This window comes from Citrobacter freundii complex sp. 2025EL-00176 (genome assembly GCF_053309355.1).
This window is the reverse complement of sequence record NZ_JBRYHT010000001.1, coordinates 1107043-1130548: the sequence shown is the minus strand read 5'-3', so window position 1 is coordinate 1130548 and position 23506 is coordinate 1107043. Positions and strand designations below refer to the sequence as shown.

Annotated in this window: 22 protein-coding genes, 1 pseudogene and 1 other annotated feature; of the genes and pseudogenes, 9 read left to right on the top strand and 14 right to left on the bottom strand. The window is 51.2% G+C overall.

Annotation, left to right across the window (positions count from 1 at the left end; translation table 11 throughout):
- Positions 1 to 72: 72 nt before the first annotated feature.
- Positions 73 to 789 carry a TonB system transport protein TonB gene (tonB, locus tag ACVXHP_RS05550; RefSeq protein ID WP_204562032.1) on the top strand — a complete coding sequence of 239 codons (717 nt, stop codon included), beginning with the start codon at positions 73 to 75 and terminating at the stop codon, positions 787 to 789.
- Between the two features lie 87 nt (positions 790 to 876).
- On the opposite strand, the gene yciA is transcribed toward tonB, so the two are convergent.
- From yciA to ACVXHP_RS05530, 4 genes and pseudogenes are all read right to left on the bottom strand, one after another.
- Positions 877 to 1278, bottom strand: a complete 402-nt coding sequence (yciA, locus tag ACVXHP_RS05545; protein ID WP_003020670.1) for an acyl-CoA thioester hydrolase YciA — start codon at positions 1276 to 1278, stop codon at positions 877 to 879.
- Between the two features lie 164 nt (positions 1279 to 1442).
- Complete coding sequence (locus tag ACVXHP_RS05540; RefSeq protein WP_200006285.1) at positions 1443 to 1982, bottom strand: septation protein A; 540 nt, start codon at positions 1980 to 1982, stop codon at positions 1443 to 1445.
- Positions 1983 to 2036: 54 nt separating this feature from the next.
- Positions 2037 to 2780, bottom strand: coding sequence for a YciC family protein (locus ACVXHP_RS05535; RefSeq protein ID WP_003020663.1), 744 nt, complete (start codon positions 2778 to 2780; stop codon positions 2037 to 2039).
- Between the two features lie 28 nt (positions 2781 to 2808).
- Positions 2809 to 2895, bottom strand: a pseudogene (locus ACVXHP_RS05530) (YkgJ family cysteine cluster protein); the annotation flags it as partial.
- Positions 2896 to 3178: 283 nt separating this feature from the next.
- Between ACVXHP_RS05530 and ompW the strand changes: the two are divergent.
- The gene (ompW, locus tag ACVXHP_RS05525; protein WP_316128791.1) at positions 3179 to 3832 is read left to right on the top strand and encodes an outer membrane protein OmpW; all 654 of its coding nucleotides are present in this window, start codon (positions 3179 to 3181) and stop codon (positions 3830 to 3832) included.
- 65 nt (positions 3833 to 3897) lie between these two features.
- Here the strand turns inward: ompW and ACVXHP_RS05520 are convergent, their stop codons facing one another.
- Entirely contained in the window at positions 3898 to 5532 is a 1635-nt protein-coding gene (locus ACVXHP_RS05520; RefSeq protein ID WP_447571020.1) for a phosphoethanolamine transferase, read from the bottom strand.
- Positions 5533 to 6181: 649 nt separating this feature from the next.
- On the opposite strand from ACVXHP_RS05520, the gene ACVXHP_RS05515 reads away from it, so the two are divergent.
- Together ACVXHP_RS05515 and ACVXHP_RS05510 are read left to right on the top strand one after the other, a co-directional pair.
- The gene (locus tag ACVXHP_RS05515) at positions 6182 to 6454 is read left to right on the top strand and encodes a hypothetical protein (protein WP_200006287.1); all 273 of its coding nucleotides are present in this window, start codon (positions 6182 to 6184) and stop codon (positions 6452 to 6454) included.
- Between the two features lie 194 nt (positions 6455 to 6648).
- Positions 6649 to 8121 (top strand): GGDEF domain-containing protein, encoded by a 1473-nt coding sequence (locus ACVXHP_RS05510; protein WP_200006288.1) that lies wholly within the window; start codon positions 6649 to 6651, stop codon positions 8119 to 8121.
- A 32-nt stretch (positions 8122 to 8153) separates the two neighbouring features.
- Here ACVXHP_RS05510 and trpA read toward each other — a convergent pair whose 3' ends face one another.
- The 6 genes from trpA to trpL form a co-directional block, all read right to left on the bottom strand.
- Positions 8154 to 8960: a tryptophan synthase subunit alpha gene (trpA, locus tag ACVXHP_RS05505; protein ID WP_447571019.1), complete on the bottom strand. Its 807-nt coding sequence runs from the start codon at positions 8958 to 8960 to the stop codon at positions 8154 to 8156.
- Positions 8960 to 10153, bottom strand: coding sequence for a tryptophan synthase subunit beta (trpB, locus tag ACVXHP_RS05500; RefSeq protein WP_447571018.1), 1194 nt, complete (start codon positions 10151 to 10153; stop codon positions 8960 to 8962). The genes trpA and trpB overlap by 1 nt, the downstream gene beginning before the upstream one ends.
- Before the next feature lie 10 nt (positions 10154 to 10163).
- Positions 10164 to 11522, bottom strand: a complete 1359-nt coding sequence (gene trpCF / locus ACVXHP_RS05495) for a bifunctional indole-3-glycerol-phosphate synthase TrpC/phosphoribosylanthranilate isomerase TrpF (protein ID WP_200006837.1) — start codon at positions 11520 to 11522, stop codon at positions 10164 to 10166.
- Positions 11523 to 11525: 3 nt separating this feature from the next.
- Entirely contained in the window at positions 11526 to 13121 is a 1596-nt protein-coding gene (trpD, locus tag ACVXHP_RS05490; protein ID WP_316128787.1) for a bifunctional anthranilate synthase glutamate amidotransferase component TrpG/anthranilate phosphoribosyltransferase TrpD, read from the bottom strand.
- On the bottom strand, positions 13121 to 14683 hold the full coding sequence (locus tag ACVXHP_RS05485) for an anthranilate synthase component 1 (RefSeq protein WP_447571017.1): 1563 nt from the start codon (positions 14681 to 14683) through the stop codon (positions 13121 to 13123). The genes trpD and ACVXHP_RS05485 overlap by 1 nt, the downstream gene beginning before the upstream one ends.
- Before the next feature lie 23 nt (positions 14684 to 14706).
- Positions 14707 to 14801, bottom strand: a sequence feature (Trp leader region).
- Positions 14778 to 14822 carry a trp operon leader peptide gene (gene trpL / locus ACVXHP_RS05480; protein WP_012905981.1) on the bottom strand — a complete coding sequence of 15 codons (45 nt, stop codon included), beginning with the start codon at positions 14820 to 14822 and terminating at the stop codon, positions 14778 to 14780. (Overlaps the previous feature by 24 nt.)
- 135 nt (positions 14823 to 14957) lie before the next feature.
- Between trpL and rnm the strand changes: the two genes are divergently transcribed.
- The 3 genes from rnm (at position 14958) to rluB (ending at position 17429) form a co-directional block, all read left to right on the top strand.
- Positions 14958 to 15836 (top strand): RNase RNM, encoded by an 879-nt coding sequence (gene rnm, locus ACVXHP_RS05475; RefSeq protein ID WP_447571016.1) that lies wholly within the window; start codon positions 14958 to 14960, stop codon positions 15834 to 15836.
- The gene (locus tag ACVXHP_RS05470; RefSeq protein WP_042308069.1) at positions 15833 to 16453 is read left to right on the top strand and encodes an L-threonylcarbamoyladenylate synthase; all 621 of its coding nucleotides are present in this window, start codon (positions 15833 to 15835) and stop codon (positions 16451 to 16453) included. Before rnm ends, ACVXHP_RS05470 begins: the two co-directional genes overlap by 4 nt.
- 100 nt (positions 16454 to 16553) lie before the next feature.
- Positions 16554 to 17429, top strand: coding sequence for a 23S rRNA pseudouridine(2605) synthase RluB (gene rluB, locus ACVXHP_RS05465; RefSeq protein ID WP_003020625.1), 876 nt, complete (start codon positions 16554 to 16556; stop codon positions 17427 to 17429).
- 83 nt (positions 17430 to 17512) lie between these two features.
- On the opposite strand, the gene cobO is transcribed toward rluB, so the two are convergent.
- Both cobO and ACVXHP_RS05455 read right to left on the bottom strand, forming a co-directional pair.
- Positions 17513 to 18103, bottom strand: coding sequence for a cob(I)yrinic acid a,c-diamide adenosyltransferase (cobO, locus tag ACVXHP_RS05460; protein WP_137398312.1), 591 nt, complete (start codon positions 18101 to 18103; stop codon positions 17513 to 17515).
- Positions 18100 to 18861 (bottom strand): YciK family oxidoreductase, encoded by a 762-nt coding sequence (locus ACVXHP_RS05455; protein WP_200006293.1) that lies wholly within the window; start codon positions 18859 to 18861, stop codon positions 18100 to 18102. The genes cobO and ACVXHP_RS05455 overlap by 4 nt, the downstream gene beginning before the upstream one ends.
- 222 nt (positions 18862 to 19083) lie before the next feature.
- Between ACVXHP_RS05455 and sohB the strand changes: the two genes are divergently transcribed.
- Complete coding sequence (sohB, locus tag ACVXHP_RS05450) at positions 19084 to 20130, top strand: protease SohB (protein WP_304699034.1); 1047 nt, start codon at positions 19084 to 19086, stop codon at positions 20128 to 20130.
- 107 nt (positions 20131 to 20237) lie between these two features.
- Here the strand turns inward: sohB and ACVXHP_RS05445 are convergent, their stop codons facing one another.
- Positions 20238 to 20489 (bottom strand): YciN family protein, encoded by a 252-nt coding sequence (locus ACVXHP_RS05445; RefSeq protein ID WP_003020616.1) that lies wholly within the window; start codon positions 20487 to 20489, stop codon positions 20238 to 20240.
- Positions 20490 to 20887: 398 nt separating this feature from the next.
- Between ACVXHP_RS05445 and topA the strand changes: the two genes are divergently transcribed.
- Entirely contained in the window at positions 20888 to 23485 is a 2598-nt protein-coding gene (gene topA, locus ACVXHP_RS05440) for a type I DNA topoisomerase (protein ID WP_447571015.1), read from the top strand.
- Positions 23486 to 23506 lie beyond the last annotated feature (21 nt).

Below are 23506 nucleotides of genomic sequence, written 5' to 3'. Positions count from 1 at the left end.
AATTGATTATCATTTAAAGATGAACTTATAAACGTTATGGCTAATGCTACAATGCCGAATAGCTACAATACAATGACCCTTGATTTACCTCGTCGCTTTCCCTGGCCAACGTTACTTTCCGTCGGCATCCATGGTGCCGTAGTGGCGGGTCTATTGTATACCTCGGTACATCAGGTTATTGAACTGCCTGCGCCAGCGCAGCCGATCTCCGTTACGATGGTCGCGCCTGCCGATCTCGAACCGCCTCAGGCCGTTCAGCCGCCGCCAGAACCCGTCGTCGAGCCTGAACCGGAACCAGAGCCGATCCCGGAACCACCAAAAGAGGCACCGGTAGTAATTGAGAAACCGAAACCCAAGCCTAAACCGAAGCCAAAACCGGTGAAAAAAGTGGTAGAGCAGCCTAAACGTGATGCTAAACCAGCAGAGCCACGCCCGGCATCCCCGTTTGAAAACACGGCGCCAGCGCGTCCAACGACCAGTACCGCGCCGGCAACCAGTAAACCCGCGGTGAGTGCGCCATCTGGCCCACGGGCTTTAAGCAGAAATCAGCCACAGTATCCGGCGCGAGCACAGGCTCTGCGAATAGAAGGGCGCGTCAAGGTCAAATTTGACGTGACGCCAGACGGGCGCGTCGAAAATGTGGAAGTTCTGTCCGCGCAGCCGGCGAATATGTTTGAGCGTGAAGTAAAAAATGCGATGCGCAGATGGCGCTATGAGGCCGGTAAACCGGGTTCCGGACTGGTAGTGAATATCGTTTTCCGTCTGAACGGCGCAACGCAGATCGAATAAGGCGCAGGCCGGATTGGGCGGTTCGCCGCCATCCGGCACTAAGCAATGAGTTGCGTGATTGCCGGATGGCGAAGCTATCGTGACTTATCAGGCCAGGGTAGGGATTGGGCGAGGCTTACCGTCTTTATCAACGGCAACATAGATAAACAGGGCTTCGGTGGCTTTATAGCGCTGGCCGATAGGTTCTGATGCAACTTTCTTCACCCAGACTTCAATATTAATGCTGATCGAGGTCGTCCCGCGCTTCACACAGCGCGCATAGCAACAAACCACATCACCTACGGCAACCGGGCGTAAAAAGCTCATCCCTTCAACCCGTACCGTTACCACACGACCATGTGCGATCTCTTTGGCCTGAATAGCGCCACCTATATCCATTTGTGACATCAGCCAGCCGCCAAAAATATCACCGTTCGCGTTGGTATCGGCAGGCATAGCCAGAGTGCGTAAAACCAGCTCACCCTGGGGAGTATTATTCGTTGTTGTCATTGTTGAACCGACTATAGAGAAAGATTACAGGCGCGATGCTACTAGAATTTGCGCGTTGAGAACAGAGGGATGCGGCGTGTGGCGCGCAAGTAAGCCGGGTTAACGGCAATGAGGAACGTGAGGGGATAAAAATTCGCCAGATCGGTTGATCTGGCGAGCATGTATTACGATTTATCTTCCTGCGGCAGATGGCGGTAAATATAGACACCGCTCAGCAGCGTGAAGAATAAGGTCAGAGCTGTCAGGCCGAATACTTTAAAGTTGACCCAAATATTCTGCGGCAGCCAAAAAGCGATATAGATATTCGCCAGGCCACACAGAATGAAAAAGATGGCCCAGGCGACATTAAGCTTCGACCACACCGGCTGCGGCAGAGTTAGCTCTTTGCCTAACATGCGCTGAATCAGCGGCTTTTTCATCACCCACTGGCTAACCAGCAGTGCACCGGCAAACAGTCCGTAAATCACCGTGACTTTCCACTTAATGAATTCATCGTTGTGGAAGAAGATAGTCAGGCCACCGAATACGGCAACCAGAACAAAGGTGATTAACGCCATCTTCTCGACCTTGCGATAGCGAACCCAGCTGTAAATTAAAACCACAGCCGTCGCGACAATCAGTGCCGAGGTCGCCGCGTAGATGTCGTAAAGCTTATAAAAAGCAAAAAAGACAACCAGCGGTAAAAAATCAAGAAACTGCTTCATTCATCGATTCCGTCATCAAAAGCACCAGGCATGCGCCCGGTATGCGTTCAGGGTTTATTGGCGAATCAGCATGTACAGGCGGAACAAATAGATCAGCAACACGGCGGAGATCATATTGCTCAGCGTATTCGCCAATACCGCGCCTACGTTCGGCGTAAGTACCGCAAAACTTGGCGCAAAAAGCAACAGCAGCGTTTTTGCCAGCAGCCAACCGATCACTGCTGGCGCAACCAGTCGCATGTTAGACCATGCCAGACGCATACTGTTGCGCATAGCGGCAAAGACACCCATTTTATCCTGTACCAACATCACCGGTGCGAGTGCTAACAGGATGGCCAGCAGAATACCGGGTACGACCACCAGCATAATACCGATTTGCACCAGCAGAGTAGTCAGAAAAATCAGAATAAACAGCTTGGGCAGCACTGGCGCACTGGCGCCGATGGCGCGTAACGCGCTGACCCGATGACCTGCTGAAATCAGCTGAATCATCAGGATAACACCTCCCGCGAGGATGGCATTACCAATCAGGCCTGAAAATGTCGACGCCGCGGAAGCGCGTAGCAGAATTTGCTGCTGCTCCGGGGTCATATTTTGTACCAGATCGAACAGACCCACGCTACTGGTTAACTGATCACCTTCACTGAGCTGCGCAATTTGTGCGTCGGTGGGAGAAAAGGCATGCCCTAACACCACTGTGATAAACGCGCACAACAACGATACCAGCAAGATGGTAATGAATTGATTACGGAAAAAGTTTCCCGTGTCACGGTAAACGGATTTCGCCGTGATAGACATGCACTCTCCTTGAGTTTTGCAGGTGTTCATTTGCGGGCAATTGTACCCTGGATAACTCTACAGTGGCAGCATCGCACGACGTATGGAAAGGCATATCTTTGTAAAGCTCCGGTAATTTTTGGCTATGACTTCAGCGTTATGCAAGAACGCTGGTTGTTATCTGCGCATCATGGGCAAATAAGCAACGCTTATCATCAGCGGGTGTCGAACACTTGCATGGCGAAAATATATCAAAATTGATCTGAATTAACTTAACCAGGATTTTGTATGCAAGTTCTAACTTAATCTGGATCAATAAATGTTAAATTATCAAAGTCAATGTGATCCAGGTAAGATCACTTATTACTCCAATGTGGGTATATTTGTTTCGCTTTTATAACCATAACGATGGAGCGGACATGAAAAAATTAACAGTTGCAGCATTGGCTTTAACAACTCTTCTCTCTGGTAACGCATTTGCGCATGAGGCTGGAGAATTCTTTATTCGTGCGGGTTCTGCCACCGTCAGGCCGACGGAAGGTGCGGGGGGGACGCTGGGAAGCCTGGGCGGCTTTGATGTCAGCAATAACACCCAATTGGGGCTGACATTCACCTACATGGCAACCGACAATATCGGTGTTGAATTACTGGCAGCCACGCCGTTCCGTCATAAAATTGGGACTGCCGCGACGGGCGATATTGCCACTGTCCACCACTTACCGCCGACGCTAATGGCACAGTGGTACTTCGGTGACTCCAGCAGCAAACTGCGTCCTTACGTTGGTGTTGGTGTGAACTACACGACCTTCTTCGACGAAAGCTTTAACGATAACGGCAAAAAAACCGGATTATCGGATCTGAGCCTGAAAGATTCCTGGGGTGCGGCAGGGCAAGTCGGTATGGACTATCTGATTAACCGCGACTGGTTGATTAACATGTCGGTCTGGTACATGGATATCGATACGACTGCGAAGTACAAATCTAATGGTGCAGTTCTGCCACAAGCCCGTTATAGCGACAGCGTACGCCTCGATCCGTGGGTGTTTATGTTCTCTGCGGGTTATCGTTTTTAAGTTCTTCTGCAAAACCCCTCTGCAAAACTGGTCATTTGATGACCAGTTTTGCTAACGCTTCAGCATTAACGAACATCATTCCAATTGTATTTTTTACCTGTGGTATCCATGACGAAAATCTCTTTTTGGTAGTTTATTAACCAGGATTTCATAGACTTTTTCGCACTACCCTGACGATGAATGCCAAGCCATAATTCGGCAAGAGTATTAAGATCATCGGAAGACCACGGAGTATTATAATCTCCAGTGAACTTTATTTTTTCATCGACTAAATGGCTGTACCAAATATACATGGGGATTTGCAATGCCTCTTTAGGCGGTCTGACACCACCATGAGAATAAACTACAGAGCGTGCAGGATCGCGGATCAGCGCATGGTCGGAAAAATACATGACTGATGAGCGAGTGTTTTCCAGTTCATTGAATATATTACCCATCAGTTTATCAGTATAGCGAATTGAATTATCATAACAATCGTCAGCTTTATTCTGACCAAATAAGACTGTATCACTTTCTGGAAAACGTTCACAGGAAGGTTCATGACTGCCATATAAATGCAGGACAATAAGTTTCTTACCTGGCTTCTGTAATGCCTTATGCAATAACGGTAGCAACGCCTCATCATAGCCATCCTCTACCCATTCATGCTGATGTGCATTCATGGCAATCCCGGTAATTATATTGTTATGCGCACCGCCATTTCCCTGGCGACTGTACCAGTAAGTGTCATAGCCAGCCTGGTTTGTAATATTAATAATATTATCGCTATAGTTACGAGGGTTACGTGCTTGCACTGAGTCAACTGTAAGTGCCAAGGGGACTGCCATGATTGTTACCGGTGCAGGCGCAATCGCGTTATGAAACAGTAAAAGTTGCTGCTTTTGTTTGATGAGTTCAGGGGTGGTATCCCTTGCGTATCCATAAATTCCCATGTTTAACGCACGCGCAGATTCCCCGACGATCAGTATATAATTTTCAATTCCTGTATCAGCTACTGTTATCTTATAATTGGGAATATTTGTCCCGATGTCAGAAATTATGGCGTTATCTTGCATAGCCTGCATAAACTCTTTTCCGGTACTTACTGGAGTGGAGCTGATGACTCGTTGTACCAGACTTTCAACATTACTTTTTCTTATCTGGTGGAGATATGCTTGTGAAAACAAAAAGAAAATTATTAATCCCAAAATAACTATTGGGTAGTGACGAAATCGATAGGGTACAGGCCTCGCGCCAGTGTTTATAGAGTAAATAAAAAACATTATAAGTGTAAAGAACGTCACACAGTCGCGCCAATACAATCTCAGCATCGCTACCGCTTCACTGGGTGTGGTATTCAAAATACTTAACGCAAATCCATAACTAAATTCTGAGCTGTAATTATTCCAGACATGTAATTGAAGAGTGATATCAGCTGCAACAGGTATCAAAATTAAAACGGCCAGAATATTTCTGAAAAAAACATGCTGTATGCATCGTAATGAAAGCATGATCATGAAAAATACAAATGTCCGATTGATTACAGCATTATATTTTGCATTCAAAATATTAACGCATGCAATGATTAGCACGGAAATAATTATCGGGGTTATTTTCAGTGGACGTAAACCACTTCTGACCATTTGAAGGTTAAGTTGGATAGACATAATTTTTAATTTACGGACCCAAATATCCTGGCAAAGAGAATATGTTTTAAACATAAGAAGTTCTTTCTTATGCGCTTTTATTGTTTATTCATGCAATTATTGAGGGTAAATAAGTTACATGTGGCAACCTCACAGACCTGTCTCAGGTGTGATCGCCTTTATGTCGCGTTATTCAATGCTATGTCGTCGTTATCCTGTGATTTGGTCCCTTTCGATTTTTGAATAGTGTAAGGAGTGAACTTAAGTTAAGTAAAAATAGTGGCTGGAACGCCCTATGTTTGCATAACAATTAATTCACGATCTGATAACATCACCTAACTGAAATTATGATGGCCTTGTAAAAAATAACGCCATGACTCTGACACTATAATGATTTTAGTCTTGATGAGCCAATATTATATTCACACATAATATGATTGCCTGTGAATCATTACTAAAACTTTATGATATTGATGCGTTCAGTGTTTCCATGCTCATCTCTTACACATTAAAAACAACGACAACATCTGAGATCAAATGTGGGGTGGGCAGAGTCATTCGCTACCGATAAATATGTCCTTTAAAAGTACGAGGATACCGTTCCCGGTCTCAGTCATAAATTTGAAGGCTGTGATCAAGATTTGCCGCCAGAATCGTCAATGCGTACTTCTCCTCTTCGATGTAATGCTATTCTTTAAGCAAACTGGCTTTGAGGGTATTGACGATGTTAACCCGCCATCAGCTCCAGCAAAAAATCACACTTCTGGAATCGTTCACCGGCGATGATACGGCTGAGTTTGCCCTGACTGCGGCGCGTGAGTTGCTGAATTGCATGAATAAAATTGAGATTATAGAGAAACGTATGGCCACTCCGGTTAAACTGCCCTATTGCAGCGCCAGTCCAGTATGCGAGATCGAAGCAGGGTATGCCGCTGGTGTGAACGACTGCAGAGAGGCTATTCGTCGGGCAGGGTATTCCATTGAAGGGGATGATTAGTTTGCATTTGTGTTAACAAAAATGTGCTTTTATTGTATAAGGTTGTAACTTTTATTCACACCCAAAAGCGACGCTAGTTCAAATTATCATTAGTCTCAGGAAGGTTAACATTCTCTATCAACATACAGCATCGTTATGCAGCAACATAATCGGGTAACCGGTTTGGCAATACTGTTAACTATCAGGGTGGGCTCGTGAAGATTGTGCAGGATAAGCTCAGAAACAGGCAGGCACTGCTGGTATCGGGGCTGATTACTCTGGTATTTACTTCGTTGTTTCTGTTTATCATTTACGAACAGCGTATGGCCACAACCAGTGAAGGTATCAACCGCCTGCAAGCTCGGATGCTGGATATTTTCAATGACAATGAACTGATCGCCGATGCAATTGGTGAGCGTTATCATCACATCAAAAATGACGGTCAATGTGGAGATACGTCGCAGTTTGTTCCTCGCAATGAGGGAGAATGGGGAATTAACGCCGACCCAAAGCGGGTGCATTCGGCAACAGGGACAATTATTGCCCAGCAAACCAGCCGTAGCGCTCTGTGTATGTATGCGGCGGCGGAGTTTATTCGTGGCATGGTTAATGAGCTAAATCCGGGCAGTTTTGATGCGCATCGTTACATCATTGCTAAAAACTCGGATTATTTTTACTGGTTTATGGCGTCCGACTCGCGCCATTTCAGCTTCTCCAGTTCTGACATGGCGCGGGATATCACCAACTTTTTCTATCCGCCCGTTGATTTCTATACCCGACTGTTGCAAAAAAACGTCAAAAACAAAGCCCTTAGTTCAACGAACTTCTATACCGATAAAATTACCGGTGAAAAAGCTTACAGCGTGGTGAGCTATATCTACGATCTGTCTGGCAAGGAAATATCAGATCAAATCGTGGCCTATCTGGTCTATGACCATTCAAAGCCTGAGTTGCAGGAGGCGCTGGCCAATGCATTTGACTATCAAATGCCACAGAGTCTGAACGTGGCGCTGGTGAATTTAACCAACAATGAAAGCCTCTGTTTATCTGGTAAATGCGTGGATAAAACGCGCCTGATGGTGCGCAAGCTATCAGATAAATATGCATTGCACTATTCGCTGTCATTAGGCCGTTTTATGACACGCGACACGCAGGCTGGGATTGTGATTCTGCTGGCGCCATTTTTCTTCATTATGATCAGTTTCTCACTAAAATCCTGGCTGAATGAAAGCGACCTCAAGGTTTATATCGACACGCTGACCGGCTGTTTTAACCGCCGAATTCTCGATATCATCAAGCGTCGTGATTTATCACACTGCTCGGTGGTGCTACTGGATTGCAATAAGTTCAAGGCCGTCAATGATACCTGGGGCCACGCGGCAGGCGATCGGGCGCTGCAAATTATCGCTAACAGAATGCTGTCTAACACCCGAACCAGTCATGACATCGTGATTCGTACCGGCGGGGATGAATTTATGATCCTGCTGTTTCGTTCGCAGGCAACTGATGCCACGGCAATTGCGCAACGTATTAGCGGGCAGGTGACCAGCCATGTGTTTGTGGTGGACGGTCATACTGTGCCATTGTCAGTATCGTGGGGGATTGCGGAAGTTAACGGTGAGCTGGATGTGGCAATTCAGAATGCGGATAACGCCATGTATAAAATGAAGCACAAGAAAGAAGGGTAAAACCGCCAGAAGTCTCTGGCGGTTGATTTCGCTTAGTAAGGCGTGGCTGCTTTCATCGCGCTGACAAAGGCTTTCAGCTCCGCCAGCATCTGCTCAGGCGCGGCAACATTCTTCTCAATGATTTTCACAATCGCTGAGCCGGAAATTGCCCCGGCAGCACCAGCTTCAATCGCGCCGGTCACCTGGTCAGGCGCAGAGATACCAAAGCCCTGTAATGACGGAGGTGCTCCATATTCTTTCAGCTTTTCGACCAGATGATGCAGCGGTAACGCCGCACGATTTTCAGCGCCGGTCACGCCGGCACGCGAAAGCAGATAGGTATAGCCGCGACCGTAAGAGGCAATCTGGCGCAGCAGGTCTTCATCAGCGTTCGGCGGGCAGATAAAGATAGGCGCAATGTTGTGGCGGAGTGCCGCAGCTCTGAATGGCGCAGACTCCTCAACAGGCACATCTGCCACCAAAACCGAATCCACACCGACTTTCTCGCACTGAGCGTAGAATTCGTCAATACCTTTGCTGAACACCAGGTTGGCATACATCAGCAGACCAATTGGAATGGTGGGGTGTTTCTGACGAATCAATGCCAGCATCTCAAAGCATTGTGACGGTGTCACGCCTGCGGCAAACGCCCGCAGTGTGGCTTCCTGTATAGTCGGACCGTCCGCCAGCGGATCGGAGAACGGAATGCCGAGTTCAAGCGCATCAGCGCCGGCTTCAATCAGCGTATCAATGATTTTCAGTGACTGTTCAACTGACGGATCGCCCAGGGTTACGAAGGGGACAAAAGCACCTTCTTTGCGGTCCTTCAACTGTGCAAAAAGATTTTCGTAACGTTCCATCAGATTTCCCCTCGCGCTTTCAGAATATCGTGTACGGTGAAAATGTCTTTGTCGCCGCGACCGGAGAGATTAACTACCAGTAACTGCTCTTTTTCCGGATTTTCACGCATCATTTTCAGGGCGTGAGCCAGGGCATGGGAGGACTCCAGCGCCGGGATAATCCCCTCGTGCAGACACAGCGTTTTGAAGGCTTCCAGCGCTTCATCGTCGGTGATTGAAACATAATCGGCGCGTCCGATGCTGTTCAGGTATGCATGCTGCGGCCCGACAGACGGAAAATCCAGGCCTGCGGAAACAGAGTAAGACTCTTCAATCTGTCCTTCTTCGGTCTGCATCATCGGGGATTTCATGCCAAAGTAAATCCCGACACGACCGTGTTTCAGCGGTGCGCCGTGTTCACCGGATTCGATCCCGTGACCGCCTGGCTCTACGCCAATCAGACCGACGCTGGTTTCATTAATAAAATCGGCAAACATGCCAATGGCGTTAGAACCACCGCCCACGCAGGCGATAACAGCGTCCGGCAAACGCCCTTCTTTTTCCTGAATCTGGGCTTTTGTTTCTTCGCCGATCATGCGCTGGAATTCACGTACTATGGTCGGGAAAGGATGCGGTCCCGCCGCTGTCCCGAGCATATAGTGCGCGGTATCGTAGCTGCCAGACCAGTCGCGCAGCGCTTCGTTACAGGCATCTTTCAGCGTTGCAGAACCGCTATGAACAGGAATGACTTCAGCTCCCATCAGACGCATACGGAAAACGTTAGGCGACTGACGCTCAACGTCTTTCGCACCCATATAAATACGGCATTTCAGACCCAGCAATGCACTGGCCAGCGCCGATGCAACGCCGTGCTGACCCGCACCGGTTTCGGCGATGATTTCCGTTTTCCCCATACGCTTCGCCAGTAACGCCTGACCCAACACCTGGTTAGTTTTGTGCGCACCGCCGTGCAATAAATCTTCACGCTTAAGATACAGCGTGGTGTTGGTCCCGTTAGTAATGTTCTGGCATTTGGTCAGCGCGGTTGGACGACCAGCATAGTTTTTCAGCAGATCGGTAAACTGCGCCTGAAACTCAGGATCTTTTTGCGCGCTGACGAAAGCTTCTTCCAGTTGACGCAGGGCAGGCATCAGAATTTGTGGCACATACATACCGCCAAATTCACCAAAGTACGGATTGAGTAATGTTGTCATGTCCTTTTCCTTAATATGCGCGCAGCGTCTGAAAGACCGAAGCCAAAAGTCGTGCATCTTTGATGCCCGGCTGTGACTCTACGCCAGAATTAAAATCAAGCCCGGCACAGCCGGTTTTTGCCGCGTTGACACAGTTATCAGCGCCAAGTCCGCCAGCCAGTAAAACGTTATCCAGCGATTGCCCGCCTAAAAGTGACCAGTCGAAGCGTTGACCGCTGCCACCCTGGCCGTTGTCGAACACGTATTTATCGACATGCTGATAATCCCGGGCTGGCAAGGTCTCGCTGACGCTCAGCGCTTTCCAGATTTGCACCTGTTTGGGCAACGCATCGCGCAGGGCGTCAACATAGGTCTGATCTTCGCTGCCATGCAGTTGCACCGCAGTCAGTCCCAGGGCCAACGCGTTGTCGCACACCTCGGTAATCTCGGTGTTACGGAACACGCCGACATACTGCAATGGCGCACCGCTTATCACTTCTCGCGCCTGCTCAACGCTAACCGCGCGCGGTGATGTGGGCACAAAAATCAACCCGCCATATATTGCGCCAGCTTCATATGCCGCGTTTGCATCCTGAGCCCGGGTCAAACCGCAGACTTTGTTCTCGCCAAGCAGAACCCGACGCACGGCGGCGTGCAGGTCATCATGCGACATCAGCGCAGAGCCAATCAGAAAACCGTTGGCGAAGTGGCTGAGTTCGCGTACCTGGCCGTAGGTATTGATACCGGACTCGCTGATGACAGTTACGCCATGGCCCAGACGCGGGGCCAGTTGGCGAGTACGATTCAGATCAATCGACAGGTCACGTAAATCTCGGTTATTGATGCCGACGACTTTTGCGCCAAGCGCAATAGCGCGTTCCAGCTCTTCTTCGTTACTGACCTCAGTCAGAACGCCCATTTTCAGGCTATGGGCCACGGCGGCGAGTTGACGGTATTGCTCATCGTCCAGCACTGACAGCATCAGCAGGCAAGCGTCCGCCTGATAGAAACGCGCCAGGTAAATCTGGTAAGGATCGATAATAAAGTCCTTACACAGGATGGGCTGCGACGCGATACGGCTGACGATGGGCAAGAAATCAAAGCTGCCCTGAAAATATTTTTCATCGGTTAGCACCGAAATTGCAGAAGCATAATGTTTATATACGTCCGCAATCTGTGCCGGGTCGAAGTCATCACGGATCACGCCTTTTGATGGCGAGGCTTTCTTGCACTCCAGAATAAAGGCGGTACGTGCGCCTTGCAGCGCATCGTAGAAATCACGAGCGCTGGGTTGTACGTCATTTTGAAAGCTGGCCAGCGGTTGTTGTTGTTTCCGGGCTTCTACCCAAATCGCCTTGTCAGCGACAATTTTCGCTAAAACGGTTTGCATCATTTACCCTCTTGCTGCCAGCGCAGTGACACGGTCGTAGGCCGCGCCGCTACGCAGCACATTAATCACGGTTTGCGCATTGGTTTTTAAATCTTCTTCACCGTGCAGGCGCATTAACATGGCGACATTCGCGGCAACGGCTGCTTCATGAGCGGCTTCACCTTTACCTTGTAACAAGCGACTAAGAATGTCACGGTTTTCTTCCGGCGTGCCGCCCGCCAGCTGTTCCTGATGGTACGGCGTCAGGCCAAAGTCTTCTGCCGTCAGTTGATAGCTCTTGATTTCACCATCATGCAGCTCTGCCACAATAGTCGGCGCATGCAGCGAAACCTCATCCATGCCGCCGCTGTGTACGACCGCGGCACGCTGATACCCCAATACACGCAGCGTTTCAGCAATCGGCAGCACCAGTTCCGGGCTGTATACGCCGATCAGCGCCAGCGGGGGATGCGCCGGGTTAATCAACGGGCCAAGCACGTTAAACAGCGTGCGGGTTTTCAACTGCTGGCGTACCGGCATGGCGTGGCGAAAACCGGTGTGGTATTTCGGTGCAAACAGGAAGCACACGCCGAGCTCGTCAAGCGCCTGACGGGATTTATCTGCGTTCATATCCAGATTAATGCCAAATGCCGCCAACAGATCCGAAGAGCCCGATTTACTGGAGACGCTGCGGTTGCCGTGTTTGGCCACTTTCAGTCCACAGGCCGCCGCAACAAAGGCGCTGGCCGTGGAGATATTGATACTGTTGCTACCGTCGCCGCCGGTACCGACAATATCGGCAAACAGATAATCAGGGCGCGGGAACGGGGCGGCGTTTTCCAGCAGCGCGGTCGCCGCACCGGCAATTTCATGCGGGTGTTCGCCACGAATTTTCATGCTCACCAGGGCCGCAGCAAGTTGTTCCGGCTTCAGTTCCCCGCGCACTACGGCAGAGAATAGCTGGTGGCTTTCCTGCTGGGACAGCGTCTGAGCCTGATACAGTTTCTCCAGAATAGGTTGCAGCGTATTGGTCTGTTCGAGTTTCTGTTGCGCCCAGGCCAGCGTTTGCTCCAGCAGAAGCGCGCCTTGGGTGGTGAGGATCGATTCCGGATGGAACTGGAAGCCACACACGCGATCGGTATCGTGACGGACAGCCATCACCATGCCGTTAAAGTGGGCGTTGATGGTCAATCCAGCCGGAACGTTGCTGCCAACCAGTGAGTGATAACGCGCTACCGGCAATGGATTTGCCAGACCGCTGAACATTGCCTGACCGTCGTGTTCAATGCTGGACGCTTTACCGTGCAGGATCTCGCCGGCCTGACCGACATAGCCGCCGTAGGCTTCAACAATCGCCTGATGCCCCAGACAAATACCGATAATTGGCAGCTTGCCGCGCAGGCGGGTTAACAGTTCCGGCATGCAGCCCGCTTCGCTTGGCGCACCGGGTCCCGGCGAGAGCATCAGCACTGGGTTTTTCATGGTTGCTAAGCGGTCGATTAACGTCTGGGCCGGAATATGGTTGCGGTAAATCACCACGTTATGACCGTTAGTACGCAGCTGATCCGCCAGGTTATAGGTAAATGAGTCGATGTTATCGAGCAGCAGAATGTCAGCCATTAGAAGGTCTCCTGTGCGTGGTGCGCAGTGGCGATAGCACGCAAAACCGCACGCGCTTTATTACGGGTTTCATCGGCTTCAGACTGCGGAACAGAATCCAGAACAATCCCGGCACCGGCCTGTACGGTGGCAATACCGTCTTCCACGAGGGCGGAACGAATCACAATGCAGGTATCCAGATCGCCATGGGCGGTAAAGTAGCCTACCGCGCCGCCATAGCTGCCACGACGACGACCTTCGGCCTCGGCGATAAGTTGCATGGCGCGAACTTTCGGCGCGCCGCTTAGCGTGCCCATATTCATACAGGCGCGGTACGCATGCAGCACATCCAGATCGCTACGCAGTTCGCCGACCACCCGGGAAACCAGGTGCATCACGAAGGAGTACCGATCCACTTTGGTCAGATCAGCAACGTAGCGGCTGCCCGGCGTGCAGATGCGCGCGAGGTCGTTACGCGCCAGGTCAACCAGCATCAGGTGCTCGGAAAGCTCTTTATGATCGGTACGCATCTCCAGTTCGATACGGCTGTCCAGATCGCGGTCCAGCGAGCCATCCGCACGGCGACCGCGTGGACGCGTTCCGGCAATCGGGTAGATCTCAATCTGCCGGCTGGTGGCATCATACTTCAGCGAGCTTTCCGGAGAGGCGCCGAACAGCGTGAAATCGTTGTCCTGCATGAAAAACATATACGGGCTGGGATTACTTTTCTTCAGCACATAGTAGGCCGCCAGCGGTGACGGGCAGGGCAGTGAGAAACGGCGGGACGGAACCACCTGGAAAATCTCGCCGGCGCGAATGGCTTTTTGCATCCCGCGCACCACAGCGCCAAATTCTTCATCGCTCTGGTTACATTCGCAGCGCATCTGCGGAATTTCTGTCACGGGCAGCGGCGGCGCAGGCTCGGTAAGCTGCTGACTCAGTTGCGCCAGACGCGCGTTCAGACGCTGTTTTTCGACATCGCTGGGGGTAAACACGCTGGCCTGAATGCGGGTACTTTTCTTCTGGTGGTCGATGACCATCAGCGTTTCAGCCAGATAGAAGCAGTAGTCCGGGCAACGGTTACCTGCTTCAAGCTGAGGTAAATCTTCAAAACCGGCGACCAGGTCATAGGAAAACAGACCGCCGAAGAACATCGCTTCACGTTCTTGCGCAGGGACATTGACCAGTTCCTGCAATAAACGGAAAGCATCAAATACGGAAAGGGAACATAAGCGGGCATCTTCATCCAGCAACGGGCTTACATTGGGAAATTTCAAATGACGTATGTTCGGCTGTTGTTCGTTTTCAACGCCAGCAGGCAGCGCGGCATCCAGCAGGGGCAGCAGCGATGCGCCGTTCGCGGAGAGGGCCTTGATAGTGACAGTGTCACCCAAAGCGGTGATGCGTAACGCGCTGTCGACCAGTAGCAGGCTCTTCAGATCATCTTTGCTATTGATATCTGCGGATTCAAGCAGCAGCGTCGCCGGACGCGCGCCACACACCTGATGAAACAGCGCTGTCGGATTCTCACGGTAGGCGGCATCGCAGGTAAGCAATTCGAGTGTCGGTTTTTGTATTTGCATCGTTATTCTCATTAATTTTGTTCAAAAAAAAGCCCGCTCAGTTGGCGGGCCGGGTATCTGGTTGCATATTGCAGACGTAAGACACTGCCCGAAATCAGGAAGTGCGCCACCAACCGTGCAGGACAAATGTTGCTTTCATCTCAGATACCTTCTTCATGTGAACTTGTGTACTAGTTAACTAGTTCGATGGGGTAAAGTCAACACCTGATTTCAGTAAATTTGTCGAAACCGCTATGATGGGCGTGTTACGACATTTATTGAAATGGGAGCCGCCTTGAGCGACACGAATTACGCAGTGATTTATGACCTGCACAGTCATACTACAGCCTCTGATGGGCGATTAACCCCTGAAGCCTTAGTACACCGTGCGGTAGAGATGCGAGTCGGTACACTGGCGATCACCGATCATGACACCACGGCCGGTATTGCGGCGGCAAGAGAAGAAATTTCACGTTCGGGTTTAGCGTTAAATCTGATCTCGGGTGTCGAGATTTCAACGGTGTGGGAAAATCATGAGATCCATATTGTGGGTCTGAATATTGATATTTCTCATCCACTGATGCTCGAGTTTTTGGCGCAACAAACGGAACGTCGTCAGCAGCGCGCGCGCCTGATTGCTGAACGACTTGATAAAGCGCATATTCCCGGCGCATGGGAAGGGGCATTGCGTCTGGCAGATGGCGGGGCGGTAACTCGGGGGCATTTTGCGCGTTTTCTGGTGGAGTGCGGAAAAGCCACGACTATCGCGGATGTTTTTAAAAAATACCTTGCCCGTGGGAAAACCGGTTACGTTCCGCCGCAGTGGTGTACAATAGAACAAGCTATTGATGTCATTCATCATTCTGGCGGTAAGGCAGTTCTGGCTCATCCTGGGCGGTACGATCTTAGCGCTAAGTGGCTGAAAAGACTGGTTGCACACTTCGCCGAACATCGCGGTGACGCAATGGAAGTGGCACAGTGCCAACAGTCTCCCAATGAACGCACCCATCTGGCGACGCTTGCGCGCCAGCATCAATTGTGGGCATCGCAAGGATCTGATTTTCATCAGCCCTGCCCGTGGATTGAACTGGGTCGTAAACTCTGGTTGCCCGCAGGCGTAGAAGGCGTCTGGCAACTTTGGGAACAGCCCGAGATTACAGAGAGGAAAGTATGAGCCAGTTTTTTTATATTCATCCCGAAAACCCGCAGCAGCGGCTGATCAATCAGGCCGTTGAAATCGTGCGTAAGGGCGGGGTGATTGTCTATCCAACCGATTCCGGTTATGCGTTGGGCTGCAAAATTGAAGATAAAGGCGCAATGGAGCGCATTTGTCGCATTCGCCACCTGCCGGACGGACACAACTTTACGCTGATGTGCCGTGACCTGTCCGAACTGTCGACCTATTCGTTTGTCGATAACGTGGCCTTTCGTTTAATTAAAAACAACACGCCGGGCAACTACACCTTCATCCTGAAAGGGACGAAAGAAGTGCCACGTCGATTGTTGCAGGAAAAACGTAAGACCATCGGACTGCGTGTGCCGTCGAATCCGATTGCGCTGGCGCTGCTGGAAGCGCTGGGCGAACCGATGCTTTCTACGTCACTGATGCTGCCGGGCAGTGAATTTACCGAGTCTGACCCGGAAGAGATTAAAGATCGTCTGGAGAAGCAGGTGGAGTTGATTATCCACGGTGGCTATCTCGGCCAGCAACCGACCACGGTCATCGATTTAACCGACGATTCTCCGGTGGTCTTGCGTGAAGGTGTCGGCGACGTTAAACCTTTCTTATAAGGGCGCGAACCGCTATACTACGCGGCCTTAAAATGGCGCTGACTGGTGCCGTTGATTCTCCTGTTCGACGCCTGTGAAGGCGACATCTAAAGGAAGCTCTATGAGCGAAAAGCTACAAAAAGTGCTGGCGCGCGCCGGCCACGGTTCTCGCCGTGAAATTGAATCCATTATTGCCGCGGGCCGCGTGAGCGTTGATGGCAAAATTGCCACGCTCGGCGATCGCGTTGAAGTGACGCCGGGTCTGAAAATCCGTATCGACGGTCATCTGATTTCGGTTAAAGAGTCTGCGGAACAAATCTGTCGCGTTCTGGCCTATTACAAACCAGAAGGTGAACTGTGTACCCGTAACGACCCGGAAGGTCGTCCGACCGTATTTGATCGTCTGCCAAAACTGCGCGATGCGCGCTGGATCGCCGTAGGGCGTCTGGATGTGAATACCTGCGGTTTACTGTTGTTCACTACCGACGGTGAGCTGGCAAACCGTCTGATGCATCCAAGCCGCGAAGTTGAGCGTGAATATGCGGTGCGTGTGTTTGGTCAGGTTGATGACGCGAAACTGCGCGATCTTAGCCGTGGCGTACAGTTGGAAGATGGTCCGGCGGCATTTAAAACGATCAAGTTCAGCGGCGGTGAAGGGATCAACCAGTGGTACAACGTCACGCTGACCGAAGGGCGTAACCGCGAAGTACGTCGCCTGTGGGAAGCTGTAGGCGTGCAGGTAAGCCGTCTTATCCGTGTCCGTTACGGCGATATCCCGCTGCCGAAAGGCCTGCCGCGTGGTGGCTGGACGGAGCTTGATCTGGCGCAGACCAACTATTTGCGTGAACTGGTGGAACTGAAGCCGGAAACGACCTCTAAAGTTGCCGTCGAGAAAGATCGTCGTCGGATGAAGGCGAACCAGATCCGTCGTGCGGTGAAGCGCCACTCACAGGTCGGCAGCAGCCGTCGTCCGGGCGGTCGCAGCAACAACGGTTAATCATGACCAGGCCTGATAAGCAAAGCGCCATCAGGCGTTAGCGTGGAGCCGGATGCGGCGCAAGCGCCTTATCCGGCCTGCTGTCAGTAATCAATTCCCATCTGAGCCTTCACGCCCGCTTCAAACGCGTGCTTAACCGGGCGCAGTTCGCTGACCGTATCCGCTAACTCCAGAATATCGCGATGACATCCCCGGCCGGTGATAATCACCGTCTGATGGGCTGGACGCGCATTTAAGGCATTGATAACCTCTTCAAGCGGCAGATAGTCGTACGCCACCATATAGGTCAGTTCGTCCAGGATAACCATATCCAGCTCAGCGTCAGCCAGCATTCGCTTTCCATGTTCCCACACGGCCATACAGGCTTCGGTATCCGACTCGCGGTTTTGCGTGTCCCAGGTAAATCCTGTCGCCATAACCTGAAACTCTACGCCATGGGGTTCGAGTAAGTTTCGTTCACCGTTTGGCCAGGTACCTTTAATAAACTGCACCACGCCGACTTTTTTACCATGGCCCACCGCGCGCGTGGCGGTCCCGAACGCAGCGGTGGTTTTACCTTTACCGTTTCCGGTGAACACGATAATGATCCCGCGCTCATCCTTTGCAGCGGCAACGCGGGCATCAACCCGCTCTTTTACGCGCTGCTGGCGCTGCTGGTAGCGTTCTTCACTCATTGAGCTATTCCTGGTTTACGGCCCGGCTGGGCATCAAAAGTCATACCGGTTTTACGGCGGCTGTCATCGCCCATCAGCCACAGGTAGAGCGGCATAATATCGGCGGGAGTTTTCAATTTTTGCGGATCTTCAGTGGGAAATGCGCTGGCTCGCATGCCGGTACGCGTACCGCCAGGATTGATACAGTTTACGCGCAGGTGACGGTTCTGATATTCATCTGCCAAAACCTGCATCATGCCTTCGGTAGCAAATTTGGAGGTAGCATACGCCCCCCAATTGGCGCGTCCCTGGCGGCCGACGCTGGAAGAGGTAAAGACCAGCGATCCGGCATCGGATTTCAGTAATAGCGGCAGCAATGCCTGGGTCAGCATAAAGGTAGCATTCACATTCACCTGCATGACATCTTGCCAGACCTGCGGATTTTGTTCGCTCATCGGACAAATATCACCCAGTAATCCGGCATTATGTAAAACGCCATCCAGACGTGGAAAATGTGCGGCAATGCGCTGTGCGAGCTGGTGGCATTCTTCAGAAGTACAAGTGAGCAGATCCAGCGTGAACCAGTGTGGCTGCGTACCGTTTTCATCGGCAATGGTGCGGGCAACCTGGCGCAGTTTATCTTCGTTACGCCCAAGCAGAATAACGGTCGCGCCGTAACGCACATAGGTCTGTGCGGCTTCACGTCCGATACCATCACTGGCACCGGTAACCAGAATAATGCGGTCCTGTAAAAGGTCTTGTTTAGGTTGGTAATGCACGGCTACTCCTCGGCAACGCTCTGGCCATCTCGTTCGCGATAACGTTCCGGCTTTATGCCTTAAACCCTGTTCTTTTTCAATCAGCCAAAGGTAATAACACCGCAAAATGAACGCTTTGTCATGCTTTTTGCTGATTCAGCACCAGCATGGATGAAGCAAGACGGGTTAACCAGCCTGTTGTACACTGAGCGGAAATAGCGTTGTTTAACCAAGGTGGGTCTCGTGGAGTTGTTGTCTGAATATGGGCTGTTTTTGGCAAAAATTGTCACTGTCGTGGTGGCTATTGCGGTAGTTGTGATGCTGATTGTGAACGCGACACAACGCAAACGTCAGCGCGGGGAGCTGCGGGTTATTAACCTCAGCGAGCAATATAAAGAGATGAAGGATGATCTGTCGCTGGCGTTACTGGACGGGCATCAGCAAAAATTCTGGCATAAGGCGCAGAAAAAGAAACAGAAGCTGGAAGCGAAGGCAGCCAAGGCAAAAGCGAAACTGGGAGACAGTACGTCATCTGATAAACCACGTGTATGGGTGCTGGATTTTAAAGGCAGTATGGATGCTCATGAGGTCAGCGCCTTACGTGAAGAAGTGACGGCGGTGCTGGCGGTTGTTAAACCGCAGGATCAGGTGGTGGTTCGCCTGGAAAGCCCGGGCGGCGTGGTTCATGGTTATGGCCTGGCTGCGTCACAGTTACAGCGTCTGCGCGATAAGCAGATCCCGTTGACCGTAACGGTGGATAAAGTCGCCGCGAGCGGTGGATATATGATGGCCTGCGTGGCAGATAAAATTGTCTCGGCGCCGTTTGCTATCGTCGGGTCGATTGGCGTTGTGGCGCAGATCCCGAACTTTAACCGCTTCCTGAAAGGGAAAGATATTGATATCGAACTGCACACCGCCGGACAGTACAAGCGCACGCTGACGCTGCTTGGTGAAAACACGGAAGAAGGGCGGCAGAAATTCCGCGAAGATCTCAATGAAACCCATCACTTGTTTAAAGATTTCGTCCAACGCATGCGTCCGACGCTGGACATTGAGCAGGTTGCTACTGGCGAACACTGGTTTGGGCAACAGGCTCTGGCGAACAGGCTGGTGGATGAAATCAATACCAGCGATGAAGTGATTCTCGGGCTAATGGACGGTCGCGAAGTGTTAAGCGTTCGCTATATGCAGCGCAAAAAACTGATGGATCGCTTTACCGGAAGTGCGGCCGAGAGCGCCGATCGTTTGCTGCTGCGCTGGTGGCAGCGGGGACAGAAACCGCTGATGTAAAATTGTCATTGCCGGATGGTGATGCCAAACATCTTATCCGGCCTGGAGGATCGTAACATCCCAGGCCGGATAAGGCGGAGTCGCCATCCGGCAAATCATTTCTTGTATTAATCGATCAAGTGATACTTTTCAGAAAGTACGTGCGCCAGGTGCTTAAACATATTAAACACCGCCGTACTTTTGGGCGTCGGAAGCCCTTGCTCATCTAAAAAGTAATCTCCGCTGAAAACCAACACGCCATTTCGCTGTGTAACGCCGGTGGCGACAATCCCCGCCAGCGTGTCCTCATGCTCACGAATGATTTTGTTGGCTTCAATCAGCAGCGTTTCGCGATCGATAGGTTGCGTGTCTTTATGCATTATTTACTCCTTAAACAAGGACATTAGTCTACGCCGAGCCCGGCTTATGGGCAAATATTCCCTGACATAAATGAAGGTCTTACGTCGGGGTTGCAACTGGCGAGATTTGTTTTTGCATGCTAATAAAGTTGCGTAACGCATTTTATCAGGTACAGTGTGACGCTTTCGTCAATCTGGCAACAGATTTGCTTGACATTCGACCAATACTTCGTCGTGCAATAGCGTTTGTGAGCAAAAAAGCCTGTTAACTCAGTTACATGAGAGTTACATTACAAGCGCGAATCAGTTTAAGGGGTTGATATCCGCCGACGCAGAGACCATATCGATGTCTCGTCGCCAGTGGAAGGTGAATCAACGTGCGACGCATTCTGGAAGAATCAAATTAGGTAAAGGTGAATATGGGTAAAGCTCTTGTCATCGTTGAGTCCCCGGCAAAAGCCAAAACGATCAACAAGTATCTGGGTAATGACTACGTGGTGAAATCCAGCGTCGGTCATATCCGTGATTTGCCGACCAGTGGCTCAGCAACTAAAAAGAGCGCCGACTCAACCTCCACCAAAACGGCTAAAAAGCCCAAAAAGGATGAACGTGGCGCTCTCGTCAACCGCATGGGTGTTGACCCGTGGCACAACTGGGATGCGCGCTATGAAGTGCTGCCTGGTAAAGAGAAAGTTGTTTCTGAACTGAAGCAACTGGCTGAAAAAGCCGACCACATCTATCTCGCAACCGACCTTGACCGCGAAGGGGAAGCCATTGCATGGCACCTGCGGGAAGTGATCGGCGGCGATGACACCCGCTACAGTCGCGTGGTGTTTAACGAAATTACCAAAAACGCTATTCGTCAGGCGTTTGAAAAACCGGGCGAACTGAACATCGACCGGGTTAATGCGCAACAGGCGCGCCGCTTCATGGACCGCGTCGTGGGCTATATGGTGTCGCCGCTGCTGTGGAAAAAAATTGCGCGTGGTCTGTCAGCAGGCCGCGTACAGTCGGTTGCCGTACGTCTGGTGGTTGAGCGCGAACGTGAAATCAAAGCATTTGTTCCAGAAGAGTTCTGGGAAATTAGTGCTGACACAACCACGCCTGGTGGCGATGCGTTGCCGCTTGAGGTGACGCATCAGAACGATAAACCGTTCCGCCCGGTGAACCGGGAACAAACGCTTGCCGCTGTTAGCCTGTTGGAAAAAGCGCGCTATAGCGTCCTGGAACGTGAGGATAAACCGACCAGCAGCAAACCGGGCGCGCCGTTTATTACCTCCACGCTACAGCAGGCTGCGAGCACGCGTCTGGGCTTTGGCGTGAAGAAAACCATGATGATGGCACAGCGCTTGTACGAAGCGGGTTACATCACCTATATGCGTACGGACTCAACAAACCTGAGTCAGGATGCCGTCACCATGGTTCGCGATTACATCAGCGATAATTTTGGCAAAAAATATCTGCCGGAGAGCGCGAACCAGTACGCCAGCAAAGAGAACTCTCAGGAAGCGCACGAAGCTATCCGTCCTTCCGATGTCGCCGTACAGGCGGAATCACTGAAAGACATGGAAGCTGATGCGCAAAAACTGTACCAGCTGATCTGGCGCCAGTTTGTTGCCTGCCAGATGACACCGGCTAAATACGACTCCACCACCTTAACCGTGGGCGCGGGTGATTTCCGCCTGAAAGCGCGTGGTCGTATTCTGCGTTTCGATGGCTGGACCAAAGTGATGCCTGCATTGCGTAAGGGCGATGAAGATCGCATCTTACCGGCTGTGGATAAAGGCGATACGTTGACGCTTGTCGAATTGACGCCAGCGCAACACTTTACCAAACCGCCTGCACGTTTCAGTGAAGCCTCGTTGGTTAAAGAGCTTGAAAAGCGTGGTATTGGTCGTCCATCAACGTATGCGTCGATTATTTCCACGATTCAGGATCGCGGCTATGTTCGCGTAGAGAACCGTCGCTTCTATGCTGAAAAAATGGGTGAAATCGTCACCGATCGCCTGGAAGAAAACTTCCGCGAACTGATGAACTACGATTTTACCGCGCAGATGGAAAACAGCCTCGACCAGGTGGCGAATCACGAAGCCGAATGGAAAGGCGTACTCGACAACTTCTTCACTGATTTTACTCAGCAACTGGATAAAGCCGAGAAAGATCCTGAAGAGGGCGGGATGCGTCCGAATCAGATGGTGCTGACCAGCATTGATTGTCCGACCTGCGGACGCAAGATGGGTATTCGTACTGCCAGCACCGGCGTTTTCCTGGGCTGTTCCGGCTATGCGCTGTCGCCGAAAGAGCGCTGCAAAACCACCATTAACCTGGTACCGGAAAATGAAGTACTGAACGTGCTGGAGGGCGATGACGCGGAAACGAACGCTCTGCGCGCCAAACGTCGCTGCCAGAAGTGCGGCACGGCGATGGACAGCTACCTTATCGATCCTAAGCGTAAATTGCATGTATGTGGTAATAACCCGACCTGCGACGGCTACGAGATCGAAGAGGGTGAATTCCGCATCAAGGGTTATGACGGTCCTATCGTTGAGTGCGAGAAATGTGGTTCTGAAATGCACCTGAAAATGGGGCGTTTTGGTAAGTACATGGCGTGTACCAACGACGAGTGTAAAAACACCCGTAAGATCCTGCGTAACGGTGAAGTCGCTCCGCCGAAAGAAGATCCGGTTCCGCTGCCGGAACTGCCGTGTGAAAAATCTGACGCGTATTTCGTGTTACGTGATGGCGCTGCAGGTATCTTCCTGGCGGCGAATACGTTCCCGAAATCACGTGAGACCCGCGCGCCGTTGGTGGAAGAGTTGTACCGCTTCCGCGATCGTCTGCCGGAAAAACTGCGCTATCTGGCAGACGCGCCGCAGACTGATCCGGACGGCAACAAGTCCATGGTCCGTTTCAGTCGTAAAACCAAGCAGCAATACGTTGCTGCTGAGAAAGACGGTAAGGCGACCGGTTGGTCCGCGTTCTTTGTTGACGGTAAATGGGTAGAAGGGAAGAAATAACGGCATTCCGCCTGAATTTCT

Coding starts and splice junctions, on each gene's coding strand:
- tonB (WP_204562032.1), top strand. CDS start 73: ATGACCCTTGATTTACCTCGTCGCTTTCCCTGGCCAACGTTACTTTCC.
- yciA (WP_003020670.1), bottom strand. CDS start 1,278: ATGACAACAACGAATAATACTCCCCAGGGTGAGCTGGTTTTACGCACT.
- ACVXHP_RS05540 (WP_200006285.1), bottom strand. CDS start 1,982: ATGAAGCAGTTTCTTGATTTTTTACCGCTGGTTGTCTTTTTTGCTTTT.
- ACVXHP_RS05535 (WP_003020663.1), bottom strand. CDS start 2,780: ATGTCTATCACGGCGAAATCCGTTTACCGTGACACGGGAAACTTTTTC.
- ompW (WP_316128791.1), top strand. CDS start 3,179: ATGAAAAAATTAACAGTTGCAGCATTGGCTTTAACAACTCTTCTCTCT.
- ACVXHP_RS05520 (WP_447571020.1), bottom strand. CDS start 5,532: ATGTTTAAAACATATTCTCTTTGCCAGGATATTTGGGTCCGTAAATTA.
- ACVXHP_RS05515 (WP_200006287.1), top strand. CDS start 6,182: ATGTTAACCCGCCATCAGCTCCAGCAAAAAATCACACTTCTGGAATCG.
- trpA (WP_447571019.1), bottom strand. CDS start 8,960: ATGGAACGTTACGAAAATCTTTTTGCACAGTTGAAGGACCGCAAAGAA.
- trpB (WP_447571018.1), bottom strand. CDS start 10,153: ATGACAACATTACTCAATCCGTACTTTGGTGAATTTGGCGGTATGTAT.
- trpCF (WP_200006837.1), bottom strand. CDS start 11,522: ATGCAAACCGTTTTAGCGAAAATTGTCGCTGACAAGGCGATTTGGGTA.
- trpD (WP_316128787.1), bottom strand. CDS start 13,121: ATGGCTGACATTCTGCTGCTCGATAACATCGACTCATTTACCTATAAC.
- ACVXHP_RS05485 (WP_447571017.1), bottom strand. CDS start 14,683: ATGCAAATACAAAAACCGACACTCGAATTGCTTACCTGCGATGCCGCC.
- ACVXHP_RS05470 (WP_042308069.1), top strand. CDS start 15,833: ATGAGCCAGTTTTTTTATATTCATCCCGAAAACCCGCAGCAGCGGCTG.
- rluB (WP_003020625.1), top strand. CDS start 16,554: ATGAGCGAAAAGCTACAAAAAGTGCTGGCGCGCGCCGGCCACGGTTCT.
- cobO (WP_137398312.1), bottom strand. CDS start 18,103: ATGAGTGAAGAACGCTACCAGCAGCGCCAGCAGCGCGTAAAAGAGCGG.
- ACVXHP_RS05445 (WP_003020616.1), bottom strand. CDS start 20,489: ATGCATAAAGACACGCAACCTATCGATCGCGAAACGCTGCTGATTGAA.
- topA (WP_447571015.1), top strand. CDS start 20,888: ATGGGTAAAGCTCTTGTCATCGTTGAGTCCCCGGCAAAAGCCAAAACG.